The following is a 23,277-nucleotide window of genomic DNA, read 5'->3' as shown; positions in this document are numbered from 1 at the left end:
TTGTCAATCCATGGCTATAAGTCACCAACGTACACACGGGGTGTGCACGGGCAACCAATACAACCAATTTCAAAAAATTGGCATCAACAAACTTGGCACACTATTGAGTTCTCAAACAACAGGCACGTGATAACTACTCACCATAACAACCCCGTTTCCCGGGCCAAATGAATGGCTTTCCTTATCCGCGGCTTTCAACTTTAGCCCCCCGGAACCATCCCGTCAAATCGGCGAACCCGCCACATCCAACGAACCAGAACCGAGATTCTTCAGCTCTCTCCGTCCAGTACTCGAGGCGAGCCACGAAGGGCGCCAGCCTCATTGTCCTGAACGGACCCGAACTTCTTGCGGGCCCTCAACGTTACACCGCTCAGGGCGCAGTCGTCTAGGCCGTTATTTCGGTTCGGGGTCGGCCGCCGATTTCCCGCTTTCGCGGCTGGCGACCTGATGAACTATACACACCCTCTCGGGACGGTGCCAAATCGCCGCCGGCACCAGCCCCGGACCGACTCCGGACGGCCCGGATCGGCCCCAGACCGGCCTCGGGATCCGGGTCAGGCGTCGAGGTCCACCAGGGCCATGTTCTTCTTGCCGCGGCGCACCAGGAGATACCGACCATGCAGAGCGTGTTCGCGACCGAAGGTCTGCTCGGGGTCGGTGATCTTGGCATTGTTCACGGAGGCTCCGCCGTCGTTGATGGTGCGGCGGGCATCCGAGTTGGACGAGGACAGCCCCGTGGACACCAGCAGATCCACGATGCCGACCGGACCTCCGGCACCCAGGCCGGGTGCCGCCGTCGGGAGCTCGGCTGTGGCCGCCGCGAGAGTGATCTCGTCCACCTGGGACAGGTCTCCCTGTCCGAAGATCGCAGCCGAGGCGTCAATCACCTTTCGAGTGGTCTCTTCACCATGGACCAGGGACGTGACTTCCCACGCCAGGGTCCTTTGGGCCTCGCGACGGAATGGCTCGTCACGCACGGCCCTGGCGAGTTCGTCGATACGGTCCCGGTGGAGGAACGTGAAGACCTTGAGACGGTCGATCACATCGTCATCCGCCGTGTTGAGCCAGAATTGGTAGAAGGTGTACGGCGAACACATGTGGGCGTCCAGCCAGATGGCGTTGCCCTCGGATTTCCCGAACTTGGTGCCGTCCGCGTTGGTGATCAGCGGAGTTCCGACGGCGTGCACATGCTCACCCTCGACTTTGCGGACCAGGTCGGTGCCGGAGGTGAGGTTGCCCCACTGGTCCGAGCCTCCGGTCTGCAGCCGGCAATCGTAGGTGCGGTACAGGTTGAGGTAGTCCATCCCCTGTAGCACCTGGTAGGAGAACTCGGTGTAGGAGATTCCCTCCTCCGAGTTCAGCCGCTTGGCCACCGTCTCCTTCTTGATCATGGTGCCCACGCGGAAGTGCTTACCGATGTCACGAAGGAAATCCAGGGCGCTCAGCCCCCCGGTCCAGTCCAGGTTGTTCACCATCTGGGCCGCGTTGTCCCCCTCGAAAGACAAGAACCGTTTGATCTGTCCGCCCAGGTAGCCGACCCACTCGTTGACGGTCTCGCGGTCGTTGAGAACTCGCTCGGCGCTCTGCCGCGGGTCACCGATCAGACCGGTGGATCCGCCGACCAAGGCCAGGGGCCGGTGTCCGGCCAACTGCAGGCGGCGCAGCAACAGGATCTGCACGAGGTTGCCCAAGTGCAAGGACGGTGCGGTCGGGTCGAAACCGCAGTAGTAGGTCACCGGTTTCCCGGACAGCACCTCTTCCAGCGCCTCCTCATCGGTGGAGACCTGGACCAGACCACGCCACTTCAGCTCCTGCCACACGTTCGGGAAGGACGGGTCATTGGACTGTCCAGCCAGGGACGGGTTCACAGCGGAACTGATACTCACGGGTGATGCCTCTCGGAAAGTAACTCTCGATGGAAAAACAAGACGAGCAAGAAAAAGACGACGAACCAGAAGAACAGGGCGGAATGATGGGCCTCAGTCGAGCCCGGCCGGCAGGTCCCCCGTCGACAACAGTCGCAGCGTCTGGGTGGAGCGGGTCATCGCCACATAGAGATCGCCGACGACGCCGCCCGCCTCCTCGACGATCATCCCCGGTTCCACCACGACCACGGCGTCGAATTCCAGGCCCTTGGCCTCCGCTGGCGTGGTGGCCACGATGTCCTGTCCCAGTCCGCCTCCGCCAAAGCCGACGCGGTCGCCATAGCGCTCCTTGAGCAATTCGGTCGTGTGCTGCTCCAGCGAGCGGGGGACGACCACGGCGAGCAGTCCGCCGTCGATCATCTCCAGGTCTTCGGCGACCCCGGCGAGCAGTTCCGCGTCCCGCTCCCCCGGTGCGACCCGGCGCACCTGGGGCTCTACCTCGCCCTCACGGATCGCTTGAGGAGAAGACACGGGCAGTCCGGCGGCTTGGGCCACTCGCGCCGCCAGCCGCGTGATCTTGGCCGGCGTCCGGTAGTTGACCGTGAGTTCCTCGAGCCGCCAGCGGTCCTCCACAAAGGGTTCCAGCGCTTCGGACCACGAGGAGACACCGGCGGCCGATGAGGCCTGGGCGATGTCTCCCACAATGGTGAACGACTTCATCGGGCAGCGCCTCATCAACAGTCGCCATTGCATCGGTGAGAGTTCCTGGGATTCGTCGACCACCACGTGGCCATAGGTCCAGGTCCGGTCCGTGGCGGCCCGTTCAGCAGCGGAGGCCTGCTGGGCTCCCGCCTCGTTGGCATCGGCCAGGTCCTCCGCGGTGACCACACCGTCCACGCCGAAGTCCTCCAGCATGGCGCTGACGTTGGTCAGAGATGCTTCCGCGTTGGCCAGGTTCCGCTGACGATCGACCTTCTGACTGGCTTGGTGGCGCCCGGCACTGGCATCCCATTCGCCCAACAGCTCCGCCGCCTCGTCCAGCAGCGGAACGTCCGCCTCCGTCCACGGCGCCTCGGCTGGGCGCACCAGCCGACGGCGATGCTTGGCTTTGAGGAACGGCGCGGCGGCGTCGAGCTGTTCGGGCTTGGCGAACAGATCCGAAATCAGCTTCTCCGGAGTCAACGGCATCCAGCACAGGTTCAGGGCGATACGCACGTCCCGAGAGGTTCGAACGTCCTCCGACAGGTACGAGCGGTCGATATTGTTGCCGGCCCCTGAGGACTTCTCGAGCTTGTCCTTCAGCTGGTCGGCGAGCTCTCGCACCATGATCTTGACGAAGGTGCTGCGGGCCTCGTTGTGCGGCTTGCCGGTGGCCCGGGCGCGATCACGGGCGCGCCTGACCTGCTTCGGCCGAATCGTCAGCGTGGTTCCGCCGACGTCCACTTTGCGTGGTCCGGCCGGCAGTCGTTGACGGTTGGCCACCGCATTGGCGACCACATCCGCCATGAACAGCTTGCCCTTGAGTTGGGCGACGCGGCGGTCGGGCTCGGCCACGGCCTTGATGCCGGGCATCAGTCGACCGAGAGAGGACATGACGACGCCGGTCTCCCCGAGGGAGGGCAGGACCCGGTCGATGTACCGCATGAAGGACTGGGAGGGGCCGACCAGCAGCACACCAGCGGACTTCAGGCGTTCGCGGTGCGTGTAGAGCAGGTAGGCGGCACGGTGCAGTGCCACGGCAGTCTTGCCCGTACCGGGTCCGCCCTGCACCACCAGCACACCCTTGATCGGAGAGCGGATGATGGCGTCCTGTTCAGACTGGATGGTGGCCACGATGTCCCCCATCTGGCCAGTCCGCCGGGCGGTCACCGCGGCCAGTAGCGCTCCGGCACCGTGGTGTGGGGTCTCCTCGTCGAGCAGAGACGCGTCCAGAACATCGTCTTCCAGATCCACCACCGTGCGTCCGCGGAGCATCAGATGCCGGCGCCGTCGCACACCGAGTCGCTGGTGGGCCGTGGCCTGGTAGAAGGCCCCTGCCTCCGGCGCCCGCCAGTCCACCATGAGGCGGACCTGTTCCTCGTCGGTCAGTCCGATGCGACCGATGTAGCGCTCATCGCCGTCGTCCATGTCCAGTCGCCCGAACACCATTCGGTCGTCCACGGCGTAAAGCTGGGCCAATCGATCCTCGTACAGGGTGGCGAAGGCATCCCGTTCCGAGACGTTCTGCAACGAGCCCTGCGGTCCCTCTTTGCGGACGCGAGCGAGCTGGCGTTCCTTCTCGGCGCGCAATTCATCCAGGCGTTCATAGAGCCGCGCCACATACTCGCGCTCATGCTCCAGTTCGCTCTGATGGACGGGAACCACATCAGTCATGCCTTGCACACCTTAGGGCTATCGATGGTGCTCCCAGGGTCCGACGAATCCGCCAAAACCCCAGGGCTCCTCGGAACGAGTGACCATCCATGGTACAGCCGCCGGGGTAAACGACGCGTTAATCCCCGGAATCCCCGATATGCCCGGTGGGGCGCCGTCGAGGTTTGGCGGCGCGATAGGGAGAGACCGAGGGTTCACCCTCCAGCCAGAAGCGCCAGGGATGCTCTGGGCCTCCTCCCGGACCACCGACGCCGGTGCGTGGCCCGGTCCGGGTGTTCGGCCGGCGTCGGGACCGCAGCCCGGACAACCAGATACCGTCCTCCGGCGACGGGGAGACCGCCGAGGGAATCGGGGAGAAGACCGTCTCCGGTGCCGGCCCGGGAAGCAGAACCGAGCCGTCGTCGCCGGCGCCGATGCCCAGTGCCTGGGCCAGCCGCGCCGGACCGGACGCGAGCTTGGGCCCTGGGGCGGCCTGGCGTCGCTCGACGGCGATGTCCTCCCCCGCGATGACCTCGCCGGCGCGCAGCAGCACCGCCGAACTGGTGCCCTCCTGGCCACACACGATGTTCATGCACCAGTGCATGCCATAGGTGAAGTACACGTAGACGTGGCCCGCGGGTCCGAACATCGTCGCGTTGCGGGCCGTGCGACCCCGGTAGGCGTGCGAACCGGGATCGCGGGCGCCCTCGTAGGCCTCGACTTCTGTCAGTCGTACGCTGACCGCCGCGCCGTCACGGACCACGGTCAGTGTGGAGCCCAGCAGCAACGGGGCGGCGCGCAGGCCGCCCCGTTCGAGTACCGGCCATCTGGATCCGGGACTGACTGAACCGTCGATCTCCGTCACCCTGACGTTAGTGTGCTGGAGCTTCCGAACGCGCGCAGAGGTTCCAGTTGCCGAGTGAGTTCGGCCAGTTGTGCCGCGACCGCTTCAGGAGCGGTGCCGCCTTGAGCATTGCGCGAGGTCAGTGAACCGGCCGTGGACAGCACCGTCCGCACCTCGGGCGTCAGGGCGGGGTCGATGGCTGCGTAATCCTCGTCCGACAAGTCCCACAGATCGACTCCACGGCCCTCGGCCACTCGCACAGCCTCACCGGACAGCTCGTGGGCCTGCCGGAACGGAACGCCCTGCCGGACCAGCCACTCGGCCACATCGGTGGCCAAGGCGAAGCCTTGAGGAGCAAGTTCTGCCATCTTCTCCGTGTGGAATTCGAGGGTGTCGATCATCCCGGAGACAGCCGGCAGCAGTAGTTCTAAGGTGTCGGCCGCATCGAACACCGGCTCCTTGTCTTCCTGCAGGTCACGGTTGTAGGCCAGGGGCAGTCCCTTGAGCGTGGCCAACAGCCCCGCCAGATCACCGATGAGGCGTCCCGACTTCCCCCGGGCCAACTCGGCGACGTCCGGATTCTTCTTCTGCGGCATGATCGACGATCCCGTGGAGTAGGCGTCGTCCAGAGTGACGAAGCCCGCCTCCTTGGTGGCCCAGAAGATGATCTCCTCACTGATCCGGGAGAGGTCCACGCCGACCATGGCACAGACCCAGGCGAACTCGGCGAAGGTGTCCCGGGCGGCCGTGCCATCGATGGAGTTCCAGACGGCCGAGTCGAAGCCGAGGTCGGCCGCCACCGCATTCGGGTCCAGCCCCAGTGAGGAACCGGCCAAGGCACCGGAGCCGTACGGCGACACCGCGGCTCGCTTGTCCCAGTCCACGAACCGCTCCACATCCCGGGCCATGGCCCACGCATGGGCCAACAGATGATGACTCAACAGGACCGGCTGGGCATGTTGCAGGTGTGTTCGCCCAGGCATCGGCGCGTAGGGATGCCGTTCAGCCTGGGCTACCAGAGCATCGATCGTGTCCAGGAGCCCCTGCGCGATCAGACGAGCGCGGTCGCGCAGGAACATCCGTCCCAAGGTGGCGATCTGATCGTTCCGGGACCGGCCGGCTCGCAGTTTTCCGCCCAGTTCCGGTCCGGCCCGCTCGATGAGTCCTCGCTCAAGCGATCCGTGCACGTCCTCGTCGGACTCCGCGGCCACATAGGCCCCGGAGACGACGTCGGCCTCGAGCCGGTCGAGCGCGGCCAGCATCCCGGTGAGCTCGTCATCGTCGAGCAGGCCCGCCGTGTGAAGCACCCGGGCATGCGCCCGGGAACCGGCGATGTCGTACCGGGCCAGTCGCCAATCGAAGTCGGTCGACTTGCTCAGCGCGGCCAGGGCGTCTGCGGGACCGCCGGCGAACCGACCGCCCCACAACGAGCCCTCGTTGGTTCCGTGCCGCTGCCCTGGATCGTCCGTCGGCGGCTGGTCGTGCTCTTGATCGTTCTCGTGGCCGGACACGGGTCAGGCCCCCGGGGTCTCGGTGTTCTGGTTGGACAACCGGGCGACGTCGGCCAGCGCGTCCCCGCTCCCGCCAGCGACCCGCTGGTCGCGCTCCGTGGCGACCTTGGAGGAGAGCCCGAACAGGTCGATGAAGCCCCGCGCCGAGGACTGATCGAAGGCGTCACCCTCGTCATACGTGGCCAGGCTGAAGTCGTACAGTCCGGTCTCCGAGCGGCGACCCTGCACGATGGCCCGTCCTCCGTGCATCTCCATGCGGATATCGCCGGAGACGTACTTCTGCGTGTCATCGACGAAGACGTCCAGGTTGTTCTTGAGCGGGGAGAACCACTGTCCGTCATAGACCAGCTCGGTCCAGCGCTGATCGACCGTCTTCTTGAACCGCGCCTGCTCCCGTTCCAGCGTGACGTTCTCCAGTTCTCGATGGGCGGTCATCAGCGCCATGGCTCCGGGAGCCTCATAGATCTCGCGGGACTTGATACCCACCAGGCGGTCCTCGACGATGTCGATGCGACCGATGCCCTGGGCGCCGGCCCGGCGGTTCATCTCCTCGATGATCTGCAGTGCGGTCAGCGAACGGCCGTCGAGAGCCGTGGGAACTCCCTGATCGAACGTCACGGTGACCACGTCCGGAGCCGGGGGGAAGGCCGGGTCGTCGGTGTAGTCGTAGACATCCTTGGTCGGACCGTTCCAGATGTCCTCGAGGAAGCCGGTCTCCACGGCGCGTCCCCACACGTTCTGGTCAATGGAGAACGGATTCTTCTTGGTGGTCACGATCGGCAGATCGTTCCGCTCGGCATACTCGATCGCCCGGTCACGAGTCAGGGCCAGGTCGCGGACCGGGGCAATGCACTTCAGGTCAGGACCGAGCGTCTGGATGCCGACCTCGAAACGGACCTGGTCGTTGCCCTTGCCGGTGCATCCGTGAGCCACCGTGGAGGCACCGAACTGGCGGGCTGCGGCAACGAGGTGCCGGACGATCACCGGACGGGAAATCGCGGACACCAGGGGGTAAGCATCCATGTAGAGGCCGTTGGCCTTCAGCGTGGGCCAGCAGTACTGTTCGGCGAACTCGTCACGGGCGTCAGCGACATAGGCCTCCACGGCACCGCAGTCCAGGGCACGCTGCCGGACTGTCTCCAGGTCCTCGCCTCCCTGGCCCACATCCACGGCAACGGCGATCACCTCGGCGCCGGTGGCCTCGGCAATCCAGCCGATGGCCACCGAGGTGTCCAGCCCTCCCGAATAGGCCAGGACGATGCGTTCTGTCATTGCGTGCTCCTCTACGTTGCCTTCGCGGGCCAAGCAGCCTTCATCGGGCATGCTCGATCAATCTATGCAGCAGTCTACATATTTATGCATATCGCCGCAGCCCGAGAAAGTCACGGGCCGGACAAAGTCAGACCACCGTGTCCGATACCCGTGATGCCACCGTAATCTGGTGCGATGACCAGCAACACCCCGAGCGACGCAAACAGTGACGACTCAACGTCACAACATGACCCGACCACCCCGCCGGAACTGACGGACGAGCAAGTGGAGTTCCTCAACTCGCTCTTTGATCTGGCCCGCGCCGGAGACGCCGACCAACTACTCCCCCTCCTTGACCAGGGCATCCCGGTCGATCTGACCAATCACCGCGGCGACACCCTCTTGATTCTGGCGACCTATAACGATCACGCCTCGTTGGCCCAGGAACTGATTCAGCGCGGAGCGGACGTGAACCATCTCAACGAGCGCGGTCAATCGGCCTTGTCCTGTGCCGTCTTCGTCCAGAACGAGGAATCGGTCCGCGCACTCCTCGCGGCCGGCGCCGACCCGGATGCCGGGCCGGTGAGCGCCCGTGCCGCCGTCGAGATGTTCGGCCTCGAATCCATGCGGTCGCTCTTGGACGGCCCCACGGGGAACACACCCTGAGACACACCCGGGCCGAGCGCAATTTGACGTTATCGATCTGATGCTCTTCACTGGTTCCAGTCCTGCTTCGTGACCGTTTCGTGATCTGGCAGGAAGTTATGAGCGGGGCTCCCCCACCTGCACCGTCCCTTGGGAGCCTTGCGCCGTGTATTCCATCGCGGACGGCGGACGGTGCTGCTTTGACGGTCGGGGACGACCTGAGCAGAAGGTGGGCCGACACTCACTACACACCATGAAGAAGACCTCCACTTCTCCCCAGTCCACTCGCCGCACCATCGCCCGTCGCTCGGCCGCAGGCCTGGCCGGCGTCGCCATCGCCGGTGCCGGCCTGACCGCCCTGTCCGCCCCGGCCACTGCCGCCCCCCAGTCCAGCTGGGACGCCCTCGCTCAGTGCGAGTCCGGCGGCAACTGGTCCATCAACACCGGCAACGGTTACTACGGCGGCCTGCAGTTCACCCCGTCCACGTGGCGCGCTTTCGGCGGCTCCGGTATGCCGCACCAGGCCTCCAAGGCCGAGCAGATCCGCGTGGCCGAGAACACGCTCGCCGCTCAGGGTTGGGGCGCATGGCCCGCCTGCTCCGCCAAGCTGGGTCTGTACGGAACCCCGGCCGAGCCGCAGACGACCACCCAGTCCCAGGAGTCCGCCCCCGTCGAGGAGCCTGCCCAGTCCGAGCAGTCCGCTCCTGTGGAGCAGACTCAGTCGGAGCCTTCCACGGCCCCGGCCGAGACCTCCGCTCCGGTCCAGGAAGAGCGCACCTCCTCGGTTGCTCCCGTGGAGCAGTCCTCGGAGACCGTCACCGTCAAGGCCGGTGACACGCTCTACAAGATCGCCGAAGCCAACGGCGTCGAGGGCGGCTGGAAGGCCCTGTTCGCGGCCAACACCGACACCGTGGCCGATGCCAACCTGATCTTCGTCGGCCAGACTCTTCACCTGCCGGCCTGATCATTGCTCAACCGGTAGTACACCGGTTTTCGGCTGCCGAACGCGCCGGATGGGGACTACTCCCCGTCCGGCGCGTTCTGCGTCTGAGGCCGGTGCCGGTAGGCTGGGCGGGCATCAGGCGCGTCAAGCGCCTCCAGCGCGTTAGTTCGTGGGATCTCGCCGACCACCCACATCACGTGCACACCACTGCACCGCCCATCTGCTGGCAACGATCCGAACGTCTCGAGGGGACCACCATGCCGAAGACCGCCACCCGCCGCACGATCTCCACGCGTCCGTTCCGAGTCATCGGTCTTTCGGCGGCCGGAGCGATCACGGCGTTGGCCGTGTCCAGCTGCGGGTCCAGTGTTCCTGCTCTGGAAGACGTGTGGCCGGATGTCAGCGCATCCATCGAGAACGCTTCCTCGGTCGCCATTGACGGCAGCGTGACCCAGGGAGGCCAGGATGTTTCGGTCAAGATCGCCGGCCAGATCGACGATTCCTCGTACTCGGGAACGGTGTCCATGGACGAGTCGGATGTGGAAGTCGTCGGCAACCAGGAATACACCTACATGAAGCCCAACGCCGCGTTCTATGAACAGCTCGGCGGAGCTCAACTGCAGGACATGGTGGGTGAGAAATGGCTGGAGATGCCGGCCGAACGGGGCGGCTTCACGATGTCCACGTTCTGGGACAGCTTCAGCGACGACATTCCCGGTACCGAGGAGTTCGGTGACTCGGAGTACACCTCCGAGGCGGTGGACCTCAACGGCGAAGAGGTCTACAAGTACACCGGGACCCAGGCCGATTCCGAGGAACCCGTCAGCGTCTACGTCTCCAAGGACAACAAACTGATGCGGATCGAGGCGGAGAACGCCGGTGCCGGCAGCGACGATGCGTCGTCGGCTTCCTCGGATTCGCCGTCAGCCTCCGCCTCGGACGAGCCCACCGGCACGGGCGCAGGGACCGTGAACTTCTCACGATGGGACGCTGTGGAGCCGGTCGACATGCCGGCCGAGGACGAGATCTTCAGCATCCCGGGCATGTGATCCCTGGCCGGTAAGGCCTGCATGGCCGTCCCGTCTACCCTGCGTATTCGAGGAACCGCCCGGCCACGGCCATGCCACCGTCGGGCGCCCGTGTGACGATCATGATGGTGTCGTCTCCGGCGATCGTGCCCAGAATGTCCGGCTGCCGAGACTGGTCGATGACACTGGCCAGGAATTGGGCAGCGCCGGGAGGCGTGCGCAGAATCACCAGATTCGCGCTCGACTCGGCAGCCACCAGTAAGTCCCGGCACAGCGTCGACAACCGGGATTCGATCGCCTCAGGGGGGCGCCGTCCGGCGATCTCCCCGGTCACCGGCCCGTCGGGGGGCACCGAGTAGACGAGCTGCCCGCCCTCTCCGCGGACACGGTATGCACCCAGCTCGACCAAGTCGCGAGAGAGCGTGCCCTGAGTCACCGAGACCCCGCGGGCCTCCAGCTCGGTCATCAACTCCGCCTGACTGTGGATGTCGGTGGCCGACAGCACCTCTTTGATGGCCGCGTGCCGTGCGGTCTTCGTGGACGGGGCGCTCATCAGAGCGTGGGCTCCGAGGCGAGCCCGGAACGGTACAGCAGCCAGGCCATCACGGCCTTCTGCGCGTGCAGACGGTTCTCCGCCTCGTCGAAGACCACCGACTGGGGACCGTCGATCACGTCTGCGGAGACCTCGAGCCCACGGTAGGCCGGGAGGCAATGCAGGAACAGCGCGCCCGTCGCGGCCCGATCCATGGCAGCGGCATCCACGGCGTAGTCGCGGAACAGCGTCTTCCGTTGCTCCTTCTCGTCCTCCTGGCCCATCGAGATCCAGGTGTCCGTGACCACGACGTCGGCTCCGTCCAGCGCCTGCGCCGGGTCCGTGGTGACCAGCACCGAACCGCCCGTCTCGGCGGCCCGCGCCCGTGCGGCATCCACCACGGCCGGTTGCGGCAGGTACCCCTCCGGCCCGGCGACCCGCACGTGCATCCCCGCGGTCACCCCCGCCAGCAAGTAGGAGTTGGCCATGTTGTTGGCGGCGTCCCCGAGGTAGGTCATGACCAATCCCTCGGTGCGACCCTTGTGCTCGCGCACCGTCAGCAGATCGGCGAGCAACTGGCACGGATGGTAGTCGTCCGAGAGCGCGTTGATCACCGGTACCGTGGCGTGCTCGGCCATCTCCTCGAGCCCGGCCTGGGCATACGTGCGCCAGACGATGACGGACACCATGCGGGAGAGCACCTGGGCCGTGTCCGAGATGGACTCCTTGTGGCCCAGCTGGGACTCACCGGGATTGACGATCAGCGGTTGACCGCCCAGATCCGCGATGCCGGCCGCGAAGGACACTCGCGTCCGAGTCGAGGTCTTGTCGAAGAACACGATCCCGGTCTGCGGACCCGCCAGCGGCCGGTGCAGGAAGCGATCGTTCTTCATCTGAGCGGCCAGATCGAGTACCTCGGCCTGCTCGGCCGGCGCAAGGTCCGTGTCCACGAGGAAATGGCGCACGCTCGAGGCGGCGATCAGGTCGGTGGTCAACGGGGCAGTGGGGGCGCTCATGCGTTCTTCTCCTGTGCTGAACCGCGCACGGCGGTGTCGAGGGCGGCGTCGAGGATGGCCGGCAGATCCGTGAGGAGTTGGTCCACGTCCTGGTGCTCCAGAATGAGCGGCGGGGCCAACCGGAGGGTCTGCGGGCCGGTGGCGTTGAGGAGGTAGCCGGCCTCGAGGCCGGCGCGGACCATGGCCGGTGCCAGGCCGCCGTCGAGAACGGCCGCAGCGGACGCCTCAGCCGGCTCGGACCTCGGAGGCAGGTCGACGTCCACTCCGATCAGCAGACCGTAGTGGCGCACGGAGGTGACGAACGGCAGCGCGCGAAGGCCTTCGGCGAGCCGCTGTCCGATCTCGCGGGTGTGCTCGAGCAAACCTTCGGCGGTGATGGTGTCCAGCACGGCCAGCCCGGCCGCCGTGGCCACCGGGTTGCCGCCGAACGTGGTGCCGTGCTGCCCCGCTGTCAGCAGCGACGAGGTGCGGGATCCGAAACTGATCATGGCCCCCAGGGGGATTCCGCCGCCCAGCCCCTTCGCCAGGGTCATCGCATCCGGCACCACCGGCTCGGGCTGCCCGGTGACCTCGGAATTCTGTGAGGCGAACCAGGTGCCGGTCCGGCCCGTGCCGCACTGCACCTCATCGAAAATCAACAGGGCGCCGTGCCGGCGCGTGAGATCACGCGCGGCCTGGAGGTAGCCCGCAGGCCAGCCGTGCACACCCGACTCCCCCTGCACCGGTTCGATCACGACGGCGGCGACCGTCTCGTCGATGGCCGCGGCCAGGGCCTCGGCGTCCCCCGCGGGGACGAATTCCACTCCGCCCGGCAAGGGCTCGAAGGGCTCGCGGTAGGCGAGCTTCGACGTCATCGCCAAGGCCCCCATGGTCCGGCCGTGGAAGCTGTTCTCCAGAGCCAGAACTCGCGTGCGGCGTCCGGAGGGATCCTCCTTGCCGTGGCGACGGGCCAGCTTGAGCGCGGCCTCGTTGGCTTCCGAACCGGAGTTCGCGAAGAACACCGTCGATCCCTCTTCGGCGCCGGCGAGTTCGAGCAGCCGTTCGGCCAGTCTGATCTGCGGACCCGAGGTGAAGAGATTGGAGATGTGCCCCAGCGTCTGCAGTTGGCCGGACACGGCCTCCACCAGCGCGGGGTGAGCATGGCCCAGGGCATTGACGGCGATCCCGGCGAGGAAGTCCGTGTATCGCTGGCCGTCGGCATCCCACACACTGACGCCCTCGCCCTTGACCAGCACGCGGTTCGGCGCGCCGAAGACCCCGGTGAGGGAGGCGCGGTAGCGCTCGAGGAACTGTGCGTTGGACTCAGGGGAAGCAGGGGAAGCAGAGGCCGAGTGGGAAGCTCGGGACGCGGCATCAGAGGTGGTCATGACGCTCCTGGGGTGGGGTGTTCATCGGGCAGCACCTGGGTCCCCACGCCGGCGGCGGTGAAGATCTCCAGCAGCATGGAGTGGGGCTTTCGGCCGTCGACGATGTGCGCTTGGGGCACTCCTCCGTCCACGGCTTTGAGGCAGGCCGCCATCTTCGGGATCATTCCCGATTCCAGAGTGGGCAGCAGCTGGCGCAGTTCCCCGGCCGTGAGTTCGCTCACCAGCGAGGAGGGGTCCGGCCAGTCCGAGTACAGACCCTCGACGTCGGTCAGCACCACGAGCTTGGAGGCGCCCAGCGCCTCCGCCAGGGCGGCTGCGGCGGTGTCCGCGTTGACGTTCAGGACATCACCGGTGTTGTTGCCGTTGCTCTTGCCGTTGCTGGTGCCGTCGCCGTCTGCGTGGATCTCCGGCGCCACCGAGGAGACCACGGGAATCCGACCGTGATCGACCAGGTCGCGGATGGCCTCGGGGTTGACGCGCGTGACCTCGCCGACGAGGCCGAGATCCACGGACTCGCCGGCCACCTCCGTTCCGGTCCGCACGGCCTGGAACAAGGCGGCGTCCTCGCCGGACATCCCGACGGCATAGGGACCATGTCCGTTGATCAGCCCGACCAGTTCACGGCCGACCTGCCCGGTGAGGACCATCCTGACGACGTCCATGGCCTCGGCCGTGGTGACACGCAGTCCTCCGGCGAACTCGGACTCGATGCCCAGCCGGTCCAGCATCGTGTTGATCTGAGGACCGCCGCCGTGCACCACGACCGGGTGAATGCCGCAGTGATGCAGAAAGACCACGTCTTCGGCGAAGGCCCGGCGCAGCGAATCCGAGACCATGGCGTTGCCGCCGTATTTGATGACCACCGTGGTGCCGGCGAAGCGCTGAATCCACGGGAGGGCTTCGATCAGCACACCGGCCTTGGCGGCGGCACGCTCGGTGCTCACGTCAGGTGAGTCGGACGCGGAGTGGTTCGTCACGGCAGTCCTCAGCTTGAGTAGGCGGAGTTCTCATGCACGTAGTCGTGCGTGAGGTCGTTCGTCCAGATCGTCGCCGCGTCCTGACCCGCGTGCAGATCGATGAGCACGTGCACCTCACGCGCCGCCAGGTCCACCAGGTCCCGGGGATCACCGATGCCGCCGCCGCGGCAGATCTGGACCCCGTTGATGGCCACGTCCAGCCGGTCCGGCTCGAAAGCGGCCTGAGTGGTTCCGACGGCGGAGAGCACCCGGCCCCAGTTCGGGTCGCGACCGAAGATGGCCGTCTTGAAGAGGTTGGACCGGGCCACCGCACGGCCGACCTCTTCGGCGTCCTCCTCGGAGGCTGCGTGGACGACCTCGATGGCGATGTCATGGCCGGCTCCCTCGGCGTCCCCGATGAGCTGGCGCGCCAAGTCGGCACACACGCTCCGCAGCCCCTCCTGAAAGGCACCCGCCTCCGGCACCGCTCCCGAGGCTCCGGAGGACATCAGGATGACCGTGTCATTGGTGGACATGCAGCCATCGGAGTCGGTGCGGTTGAAGGTCGTGCGTACGGCCTCGCGCAGGTATCGGTCGAGGTCTTCCGCCGGCAGAACGGCGTCGGTGGTGAGGACCGCGAGCATCGTCGCCAGTCCGGGGGCCAGCATGCCGGCGCCCTTGGCCATGCCTCCGATGGCGTACCGTCCGTCGGTGAAGCTCGCGGTCTTGGCCACCGAGTCGGTGGTCATGATGGCCTCGGCCGCGGCCTGACCGCCGTCGTCGGCCAGTGTTTCCGCGGCGCTGCGCACTCCGGTGAGAAGCTGCTCCATGGGCAGGCGTTCGCCGATCAGTCCGGTGGAGCACACCAGGATGTCCGTCGCGGAGACGCCCAGCTGCTCGGCGGCGTGCTCGGCCGTGGCATGCGTGTCTTGGAAGCCCGGTGCGCCGGTACAGGCGTTGGCCCCGCCGGAGTTGAGCACGACGGCGTCGGCCCGGCCGTCCGCGATGACCTGCCTCGACCAGTACACGGGCGCCGCGGCCACCCGGTTGGCGGTGAACACGGCAGCAGCGTGGTGATCCGGTCCGTCATTCACGACGACGGCGACATCGGGCCGTCCGGTGGACTTCAGACCGGCGGCGACGCCGCTGGAGCGGAATCCCCGGGGTGTGGTGACGCTCATGGTGCGGTCCCCTGCTGGTTCAGCCCGGTCTCTTCGGGGAGACCGAGGGCGATGTTCATGGACTGGACGGCGCCGCCGGCCGTGCCCTTGGTCAGATTGTCCAGAGCAGCCGTCACGATGACGCGGCCGGCGTGAGCATCCACGGCCAGTTGCATCACGACGTGATTGGAGCCGAGCACGGACTTGGTGGTGGGCCACTGTCCCTCCGGCAGCAAGTGCACGAAGGGCTCGGCGTCGTAGGCCTGGTGCCAGGCGGCCCGCACCTGCGCCGGCTCGGCTCCCGGGGCGAGCCGAGCCGTGGCCGTGGCGAGGATGCCCCGCGGCATGGGGGCCAGGGTCGGCGTGAAGGATACGGTGACCTGCTCACCCGCCACCTGGGACAGTCCCTGTTCGATCTCGGGAGTATGGCGGTGCACGCCGCCGACTCCATAGGGGCTCATCGATCCCATGGCCTCGCTGCCCAGCAGGTGCGGCTTGAGCGCTTTGCCGGCCCCGGTGGTTCCGGAGGCCGCGACGATCACCACGTCCTGCGACTCCAGCAGTCCCGCGCTGAATCCGGGGGCCAAAGCCAGCAGGGACGTCGTGGGATAGCACCCCGGGACGGCGATGCGGGAGGTTCCTGTGAGCCGGTCTCGCTGACCCGGCAGTTCCGGCAGACCGTAGGGCCACGTGCCGGCATGGTCCGAACCGTAGAACTGCTGCCAAGCCTCGGAGGACTCCAAGCGGTGGTCCGCGCCGGCATCGATGACCAGGATTCCCGGCGAGCGCTGTTCCAATTCGGCGGCCAGCGCGCCGCTGGCGCCGTGCGGCAGGGCCAGGAAGACGACATCGTGGCCGGCGAGCACCTCCGCCGTCGTCTCGTCCAGCACCCGGTCGGCCAGGGCATGCAGATGGGGCTGTGCCACTCCCAGGCGTTCCCCGGCGTGAGAGTGGGCCGTGATGGCGCCGATCTCCACTTCGGGATGATGGAGCAGCAGGCGCAGGACCTCTCCCCCGGCGTATCCGCTGGCTCCTGACACGGCGACCTGAAGACTCATGCGGTCATCCTACGGGAAATATGCAGTGAAGCCAATATTTATGCACTGGCCCGGTCTGAACTGCCGAGGGTTACCGTAGGCACCATGACGGAGCACTCCCTTCCCACCACACAGCATGCCGTCCGCGTGGACCAGCCCGGCGGTCCCGATGCCCTTCGCTGGGTCGAGGCGCCCGTGCCGACGCCCGGCCCGGGTGAGGTGCTGGTCAAGACGGCCGCCACAGGATTGAACTTCATCGAGACCTATCAACGTTCCGGCCAGTACTCGATGTCACCACCGTTCGTCCCCGGGTCCGAAGGCTCCGGGACGGTGGTCGCCCTCGGAGCTGGAGTCGACGGCGGCGCCGCCGGCCCGGCCGGCTCGGTCGGCTCGGTCACTGTGGGCGATGTGGTCGCCACGGCCGCCGGAACCGGAACCTACGCCGAGTATTTCACCGCCCCGGTGGGTCAACTGCTCCCCGTGCCGGAAGGGGTGGACGCCGTCACGGCTGCCGCCGTCCCGCTGCAGGGCATGACCGCCCATTACCTGTGCCGCTCCACCGTCGAGGTCCGGTCGGGCCAGACCGTCCTCATCCACGCCGGCGCCGGGGGTGTCGGACTACTCCTGACCCAGCTCTGCGTTCGTCTGGGAGCCACGGTCATCACCACCGCCTCGAGCGGGCAGAAGCACGAGCTCTCACGCGAGGCCGGTGCCAGTCACGTCCTCGACTACGCCGGTTTCGCCGAACGCGTCAGAGAGCTCACGGACGGACACGGGGTGGACGCGGTGTTCGACGGAGTCGGCCAGGAGACGTTCGACGAATCTCTGCAGGCCCTGCGAGTGCGGGGGACTCTCGTGCTCTTCGGTGCCGCGTCCGGCCCGGTGCCGCCCTTCGACCCGCAGCGGCTGAACGGGGCCGGTTCGCTGTTCCTCACCCGCCCCACCCTGGCGCACCACACTGTGACCTCCGAGGAGACCCGGTGGCGAGCGGAGGAACTGTTCACGGCCCTGCGCGAGGACGCACTGCGTTTCCGCGTAGGGGCGACCTACTCCCTCGCGGACGCCGCAAAGGCGCACCAGGACCTGGAGCAACGCCGGACCACCGGAAAGTCGCTGCTGCTGCCGAACGGTTGAGGCCAACGGTATGGTCCCGGCGGTAGGATGACAGACGTTGTTGCGTCGACGTGTTCGACCCGTCGCCGGCGAGTCGCCGGCGATCATTGACGTTCTGATGGGGAAGTAGGCCGAAAGCCGCCGTGTCCGTTCACTCACCCCAGTTGCCCGCCGCGATCAAGGCGCCACCGGTGCGCACCCTGGTGGAACTGCTCGAGACCACTGCCGAACAGCACCCCGAGGCTCCCGCCCTGGACGACGGCGAGTCGGTGCTCTCCTACGCCGAACTCCTCGACGAGGTGAAGGCTACCGGGCGGGCCCTGCATAGTGCGGGGCTCGGCGCCGGGGACCGCATCGGCATCCGCATCCCCTCGGGAACCGCCGAGTTGTACGTCAGCATCCTGGCCACCCTGTACATCGGCGCCGCCTACGTGCCGGTGGACGCCGACGATCCGGACGAGCGTGCGCGGCTGGTGTTCTCCGAGGCCGGCGTCGCCGCGATTCTCTCGGGACAAGGCCAGGTGCGGACCTCCTCACGCCGGCCCAAACCGTTCCCCGCTCCGCGACCGCCACAGCCCGGCGATGACGCATGGATCATCTTCACCTCCGGGTCGACCGGCACCCCCAAGGGCGTGGCCGTCACCCATCAGAACGCCGCCGCGTTCGTGGACGCCGAAGCTCGGATCTTCCTGCAGCAGGACCCATTGGGCCCGGGCGACCGGGTGCTGGCGGGGCTCGCCGTGGCCTTCGACGCCTCGTGCGAGGAGATGTGGCTGGCCTGGCGTCATGGCGCCTGCCTCGTTCCCGCACCGCGGTCACTGGTCCGCTCGGGCATGGATCTGGGCCCATGGCTGGTGTCCCGCTCCATCAACGTCGTCTCCACCGTGCCGACACTGGCTGCCCTCTGGCCGCCGGAGGCGCTGGAGAACGTCCGACTGCTGATCTTCGGCGGGGAGGCCTGCCCGCCGGACCTCGCGGCACGACTGGCCGATGAGGACCGCGAAGTGTGGAACACCTACGGCCCCACCGAAGCAACGGTGGTGGCCTGCGCCGCACGCCTGGACGGCAAGGGCCCCGTACGCATCGGCCTTCCCCTCGACGGCTGGGACCTGGCGATCGTGGACCCGGCGACCGGCATCCCGGTTCCGGAGGGATCCACGGGCGAGCTCATCATCGGCGGCGTCGGCCTGGCACGATACCTGGACCCGGCCAAGGACGCCGAGAAGTATGCCCCCATGGAGACCTTGGGCTGGGAGCGCGCCTATCGTTCCGGAGACCTCGTGGTCTGGGATCCCGAGGGACTGCTCTTCGTGGGCCGGGCGGATGAGCAGGTCAAGCTCGGCGGCCGGCGCATCGAGCTCGGAGAGATCGACGCCGCATTGCAGGCGCTGCCGGGCATCTCCGGTGGCGCAGCCGCCGTCAAGACGACCCCGGCCGGAACCCAACTGTTGATCGGCTACCTGGCGGTGCCGACGTCGGGACCCGAACCTGACCTGGAAGCCTTCCGCCGCCAGCTCGAACGGGACCTGCCGGCCGCCCTGATTCCCCGCCTGGTGACGGTGGACACCTTGCCCACCAAGACCTCGGGCAAGGTGGACCGCAATGCCCTGCCCTGGCCTCTGCCGGGATCAGCGGAGGACGGACCGGGCGACGGCGGCTCGAGCAGCTCCGCGTTGCCGGTCGACGAGGACTCCCCCGGCAGCTGGGTGCTGGCCCAGTGGGCTGACGTGCTGGGCTCGACGCCGTCGAATCTGAACACCGATTTCTTCGCCTCCGGCGGCGGCTCCCTGGCGGCCGCGCAACTGGTCTCTCGACTGCGCACCCGCTATCCCTCCGTCACGGTCCGCGACGTGTATGCGCACCCGCGTGCCGGCGCCTTGCTCGAGGCCGTGACCGGAAACGACTGCCGCCCGGTGGAGCCGTCCGCACCGGTCGAAGAGCGCCCCGTCGTTCGCACCGCTCGGAAGGCCCAGGTCTTCCAGACCCTGATGGGCCTTCCGCTGTTCATCCTCGTGGCCCTGCGCTGGGTCGTCTATCTGGCCGCCGGGTCCAACCTGGCGGCGGCCTGGTCAATCCTGCCCGAGGCACCGACCGTGTCCTGGTGGTGGGTCCTGGCCGGCTGGCTGGTCTTCGTCTCGCCGCCCGGACGCATGGCGATCTCCGTGCTCGCGGCGCGCTGGCTGTTGCGCGATCTGAAACCCGGCTCCTATCCGCGGTCCGGGAAGGTTCATCTGCGCCTGTGGCTGGCCCAACACATCGCCGACCTCGTGGACCCGGTCTCGCTGGGCGGCGCGCTGTGGGTGCCCACGTACGCCCGCCTGCTCGGGGCCAGGATCGGTGCTCACGTGGACCTGCACTCGGTCCCGCCGATCACCGGTCTACTGGATCTGGGCACCGGCAGCTCGATCGAACCCGAGGTGGACCTCTCCGGGTACTGGATCGACGGGGACGTCGTTCACGTCGGAAAGATCACGGTCGGCGAGGACGCCGTCGTCGGGTCCCGCTCCACCTTGATGCCCGGGGCCGTGGTGGGTCAGGGTACCGTGATTCAGCCCGGCTCGACCGTGTCCGGCCGAGCCAAGGACGGTCTCGACTACGCCGGTTCCCCGGCCAAACGTCTCGGCAAGGCCAAGTACTCGGGACCGAACATCGACCCGCCGCGGGCCACCGGCTGGCTCGTGCTCTCGGCCTTCGGCTCCGGACTGCTGGCGTTGCTGCCGTTCATTGCCGCGGCCGCGGCTGCGGCGACCGGGCTGTGGTCGCTCACCTGGTGGCCGGACTTCTCCACGGGCGCTGCCCCGGAGACGCTGATCGGTTCCGGCACGCGCCTGCTCGCCGCCTCACCGCTGATGGCGGCCGTGTGGTTCGGACTGAACATGCTGTTCACCGTGGCCTCGGTCCGCCTGCTGTCACTCGGCGTGAGCGAGGGCTACCACGCCGTGCGTTCACGCGTCGGATGGCAACTGTGGGCCACGGAGCGGGTCCTGGACACGGCACGGGATCTGCTCTTCCCGCTCTATGCCTCGCGGTTCACGCCGGTGTGGCTGCGCTGGCTCGGCGCCGAGGTGGGAGCGAACGTGGAGGCCTCCACGGTGATCCTGCAGCCGGCGCTGACCCACATCGGTGACGGAGCGTTCCTGGCCGATGACACCATGATCGGCTCGTATGAGCTCCGGCGTGGCTGGATGCACGTGGGGCAGGCGAAGATCGGCAAGAAGTCTTTCGTGGGCAACTCGGGCATGGTCTCCGCCGGCCGGAAGCTGTCCAAGAATTCCCTCGTGGCGGTGTTGTCGGCCGCCCCGCGCAAGACAAAGTCCGGATCCTCCTGGCTCGGTTCCCCGCCGGTGCGCCTGCGCCGCACCGAGGTGGAGGCCGACGACGCCCTCACCTACGATCCGCCCGCCAGACTCAAGCGCGCCCGCACGGCCTGGGAATGCCTGCGCCTGGTCCCCGTCTGGATCTCCACCGCCATCGCCCTTCTGGTCGCCTTGGCCCTCGACGGGCTGGCACACCTGGGCGGCGGGGCAGCCCAGAGCGCCGATCCGGGTGGCTGGTGGCTCGCCGCGATCCTCGGTGACGCTGTGCTGATGGCCGCCGGAGCGCTGGCGGCGGGGTGCTCGGTGCTGGCCAAGAAGCTTCTCCTCGGACGCGTCCGAGCGGGCGAGCATCCCCTCTGGAGTTCCTTCATCTGGCGCAATGAGGTGGTGGACAACGTCATCGAGATGGTCTCTGCTCCCTGGTTCGGCCGGCTGGCCTCGGGCACCCCGTCCCTCGTGTGGTGGTTGCGCGGTCTCGGCGCCACCATCGGCCACGGTGTGTGGTGCGAGTCCTACTGGCTGCCGGAGGCCGATCTCGTCACGCTGGGAGACTCGTCCACCATCAACCGCGGTTGTGTGGTGCAGACCCACCTCTTCCATGACCGAGTGATGTCCCTGGACGCCGTCCAGCTGGGCCACGGAGCCACGCTGGGCCCCAATTCCGTCATCCTGCCGGCGGCGTCCATCGACGACGGCGGCACAGTTGGAGCAGGATCGCTCGTCATGCGCGGTGAGACGGTCCCGGGCCACTCCTGGTGGGCCGGCAATCCGGTGGCACCGTGGAAGGGTCCGAAGGTGAAGGGCCGACCGGCGGCCATCAGCCGACTCGAGAAGGCGTCCGACAAGACATCCGACAAAGCATCAGACACAGCAGAGAAGGCGTCAGCACAGGCATGACCGACATCCCCTCCCCGGCGATCCCCGATCCTTACCTCCCCGGATCAGGGACCGTGGACTTCACCGTCGGTCATTACGACCTGACACTTGAGGTCAAGCTCGCGGCCAACCGAGTGGCGGGAAGGGCGCGTCTGGAGGGCACTGTCCTGCGAGCGGTGAAACGGATCGAGCTGGATCTGCACGCGTTGTCGGTGAGCAAAGTCGTCGCGACCGGTCATCGAGGCTCGGTCAAGGTCGCCAAGACCTCCGTGCGCCGAGACCGCCTGGTCATTGATTTCGGCGGAACGCTCGACGCCGGCACTGCCCTGACACTGGACATCACCTACTCGGGTGTCCCCCGACTGCGCCGCAGCCCGTGGGGTGAGATCGGTTGGGAAGAACTCACCGACGGCGTCCTGGTCGCCGCCCAACCCCATGGCGCCGCGACCTGGTTCCCCTGCGTGGACCACCCCTCGGTGAAGTCCACGTATCACCTGACCGTCCGCACCGACGCCGGCTACCTGCCGGTGTGCAACGGCCTGCCCACCGGACACCGACGCCGGTCCTCCGGAGAGGAATGGACTTGGGAACTGCACGATCCCGCTCCGAGCTACCTGATCACGGTGCAGATCGGTCGGTATCAGATCGAGGCGATCGCCGATCAGCACGAGCGACCGGCCTCCGGAGCGGACTCGGAGCGAGCGCCCCTCTTCCTCGCGGTCTCTCGCGGGCTGCGCGACCGGGCGCATTCCGTCTTGGCCGTGCAGACCGCGATGATGGACTGCTTCAGCCGCCACTACGGCCCCTACCCCTTCGACCGGTACACCGCCGTGGTCACCGACGACGATCTGGAGATCCCGCTGGAAGCGGCGTCCCTGTCCATCTTCGGTGCAAACCACCTCCACCAGTCGTGGGACTCGGAGCGGCTCGTCGCCCACGAACTCGCGCACCAGTGGTTCGGCAACGCACTGACGCTGCGCCAATGGAAGGACATCTGGCTCCACGAGGGCTTCGCCTGCTACAGCGAGTGGCTGTGGAGTGAGGAGTCGGACCGGTCGACCCAGTCCACCCACGCCGAGCGCGCCTGGCGCGTCCTGAGCCAGCGTCCACAGGACCTCGTGGTGGCCGATCCCGGCCCGGAGCACATGTTCGACGACCGGATCTACCAGCGCGGCGCCCTGACCCTGTATGCCCTGCGGTGTGCGCTGGGCTCTGAGGTGTTCTCGGGACTGCTTCGGTGCTGGGTCGCAGAGCACCGGCACGGCACCGTGGACACCGAGATGTTCCTACAGGCGGCCGATGTTCACGCCGAGGCCGCCGGGCACGCAGCCGGTTTCGCCACCGACGTGGTCTCGCCGTGGCTGTTCGACACGGGGATGCCTGCCCTCCCCGAGCCGGCGGCCCGCTGAATCGCTCTACCCGGGAAGGCCTCACGGTCAACGCCGGCCGTCAACACCGGCCTTA

17 protein-coding genes are annotated in these 23,277 nt (G+C 67.4%); 6 read left to right on the top strand and 11 right to left on the bottom strand.

Annotated features, from left to right (window positions below; translation table 11 throughout):
• Positions 1 to 554 precede the first annotated feature (554 nt).
• The 5 genes from tyrS to ACFQQD_RS07040 all read right to left on the bottom strand — a co-directional run bounded on the left by tyrS (position 555) and on the right by ACFQQD_RS07040 (position 7,844).
• Positions 555 to 1,886 (bottom strand): tyrosine--tRNA ligase, encoded by a 1,332-nt coding sequence (gene tyrS / locus ACFQQD_RS07060; protein WP_378087729.1) that lies wholly within the window; start codon positions 1,884 to 1,886, stop codon positions 555 to 557.
• Positions 1,887 to 1,979: 93 nt separating this feature from the next.
• On the bottom strand, positions 1,980 to 4,238 hold the full coding sequence (locus ACFQQD_RS07055) for a HelD family protein (protein WP_378087728.1): 2,259 nt from the start codon (positions 4,236 to 4,238) through the stop codon (positions 1,980 to 1,982).
• Positions 4,239 to 4,356: 118 nt separating this feature from the next.
• Positions 4,357 to 5,082, bottom strand: coding sequence for a DNA-3-methyladenine glycosylase (locus ACFQQD_RS07050; protein WP_378087726.1), 726 nt, complete (start codon positions 5,080 to 5,082; stop codon positions 4,357 to 4,359).
• Positions 5,079 to 6,572 carry an argininosuccinate lyase gene (gene argH / locus ACFQQD_RS07045; protein ID WP_378087724.1) on the bottom strand — a complete coding sequence of 498 codons (1,494 nt, stop codon included), beginning with the start codon at positions 6,570 to 6,572 and terminating at the stop codon, positions 5,079 to 5,081. The genes ACFQQD_RS07050 and argH overlap by 4 nt, the downstream gene beginning before the upstream one ends.
• Before the next feature lie 3 nt (positions 6,573 to 6,575).
• Positions 6,576 to 7,844 carry an argininosuccinate synthase gene (locus ACFQQD_RS07040; protein WP_378087722.1) on the bottom strand — a complete coding sequence of 423 codons (1,269 nt, stop codon included), beginning with the start codon at positions 7,842 to 7,844 and terminating at the stop codon, positions 6,576 to 6,578.
• Between the two features lie 174 nt (positions 7,845 to 8,018).
• Here ACFQQD_RS07040 and ACFQQD_RS07035 point away from each other — a divergent pair, with 174 nt between their 5' ends.
• From ACFQQD_RS07035 to ACFQQD_RS07025, 3 genes are all read left to right on the top strand, one after another.
• The gene (locus ACFQQD_RS07035) at positions 8,019 to 8,489 is read left to right on the top strand and encodes an ankyrin repeat domain-containing protein (protein ID WP_378087720.1); all 471 of its coding nucleotides are present in this window, start codon (positions 8,019 to 8,021) and stop codon (positions 8,487 to 8,489) included.
• 232 nt (positions 8,490 to 8,721) lie between these two features.
• Positions 8,722 to 9,432, top strand: coding sequence for a transglycosylase family protein (locus ACFQQD_RS07030; RefSeq protein WP_378087718.1), 711 nt, complete (start codon positions 8,722 to 8,724; stop codon positions 9,430 to 9,432).
• Positions 9,433 to 9,668: 236 nt separating this feature from the next.
• Entirely contained in the window at positions 9,669 to 10,460 is a 792-nt protein-coding gene (locus tag ACFQQD_RS07025) for a hypothetical protein (protein WP_378087716.1), read from the top strand.
• Between the two features lie 34 nt (positions 10,461 to 10,494).
• Here ACFQQD_RS07025 and argR read toward each other — a convergent pair whose 3' ends face one another.
• Genes argR through argC form a run of 6 tightly spaced genes read right to left on the bottom strand, consistent with a single transcriptional unit; the run spans position 10,495 to position 16,528 of the window.
• Positions 10,495 to 10,992, bottom strand: coding sequence for an arginine repressor (gene argR / locus ACFQQD_RS07020; RefSeq protein WP_378087714.1), 498 nt, complete (start codon positions 10,990 to 10,992; stop codon positions 10,495 to 10,497).
• The gene (argF, locus tag ACFQQD_RS07015) at positions 10,992 to 11,987 is read right to left on the bottom strand and encodes an ornithine carbamoyltransferase (protein WP_378087712.1); all 996 of its coding nucleotides are present in this window, start codon (positions 11,985 to 11,987) and stop codon (positions 10,992 to 10,994) included. The genes argR and argF overlap by 1 nt, the downstream gene beginning before the upstream one ends.
• A complete protein-coding gene (locus ACFQQD_RS07010; RefSeq protein ID WP_378087710.1) occupies positions 11,984 to 13,354 on the bottom strand; it encodes an acetylornithine transaminase in 1,371 nt (456 codons plus the stop codon). The genes argF and ACFQQD_RS07010 overlap by 4 nt, the downstream gene beginning before the upstream one ends.
• The gene (argB, locus tag ACFQQD_RS07005; RefSeq protein WP_378087708.1) at positions 13,351 to 14,331 is read right to left on the bottom strand and encodes an acetylglutamate kinase; all 981 of its coding nucleotides are present in this window, start codon (positions 14,329 to 14,331) and stop codon (positions 13,351 to 13,353) included. The genes ACFQQD_RS07010 and argB overlap by 4 nt, the downstream gene beginning before the upstream one ends.
• 8 nt (positions 14,332 to 14,339) lie before the next feature.
• Positions 14,340 to 15,491, bottom strand: a complete 1,152-nt coding sequence (gene argJ / locus ACFQQD_RS07000; protein ID WP_378087706.1) for a bifunctional glutamate N-acetyltransferase/amino-acid acetyltransferase ArgJ — start codon at positions 15,489 to 15,491, stop codon at positions 14,340 to 14,342.
• Positions 15,488 to 16,528, bottom strand: coding sequence for an N-acetyl-gamma-glutamyl-phosphate reductase (argC, locus tag ACFQQD_RS06995; protein ID WP_378087704.1), 1,041 nt, complete (start codon positions 16,526 to 16,528; stop codon positions 15,488 to 15,490). The genes argJ and argC overlap by 4 nt, the downstream gene beginning before the upstream one ends.
• 84 nt (positions 16,529 to 16,612) lie before the next feature.
• On the opposite strand from argC, the gene ACFQQD_RS06990 reads away from it, so the two are divergent.
• The 3 genes from ACFQQD_RS06990 (at position 16,613) to ACFQQD_RS06980 (ending at position 23,222) form a co-directional block, all read left to right on the top strand.
• The gene (locus tag ACFQQD_RS06990; RefSeq protein WP_378087702.1) at positions 16,613 to 17,641 is read left to right on the top strand and encodes a quinone oxidoreductase family protein; all 1,029 of its coding nucleotides are present in this window, start codon (positions 16,613 to 16,615) and stop codon (positions 17,639 to 17,641) included.
• Positions 17,642 to 17,763: 122 nt separating this feature from the next.
• Positions 17,764 to 21,834: a Pls/PosA family non-ribosomal peptide synthetase gene (locus ACFQQD_RS06985; RefSeq protein ID WP_378087700.1), complete on the top strand. Its 4,071-nt coding sequence runs from the start codon at positions 17,764 to 17,766 to the stop codon at positions 21,832 to 21,834.
• On the top strand, positions 21,831 to 23,222 hold the full coding sequence (locus ACFQQD_RS06980; protein WP_378087698.1) for a M1 family metallopeptidase: 1,392 nt from the start codon (positions 21,831 to 21,833) through the stop codon (positions 23,220 to 23,222). The genes ACFQQD_RS06985 and ACFQQD_RS06980 overlap by 4 nt, the downstream gene beginning before the upstream one ends.
• Positions 23,223 to 23,277: the final 55 nt, after the last annotated feature.

It is taken from the genome of Citricoccus sp. GCM10030269, assembly GCF_042665635.1.
Classification (GTDB): domain Bacteria; phylum Actinomycetota; class Actinomycetes; order Actinomycetales; family Micrococcaceae; genus Citricoccus.
This window is presented reverse-complemented; position numbering and strand designations above follow the sequence as displayed.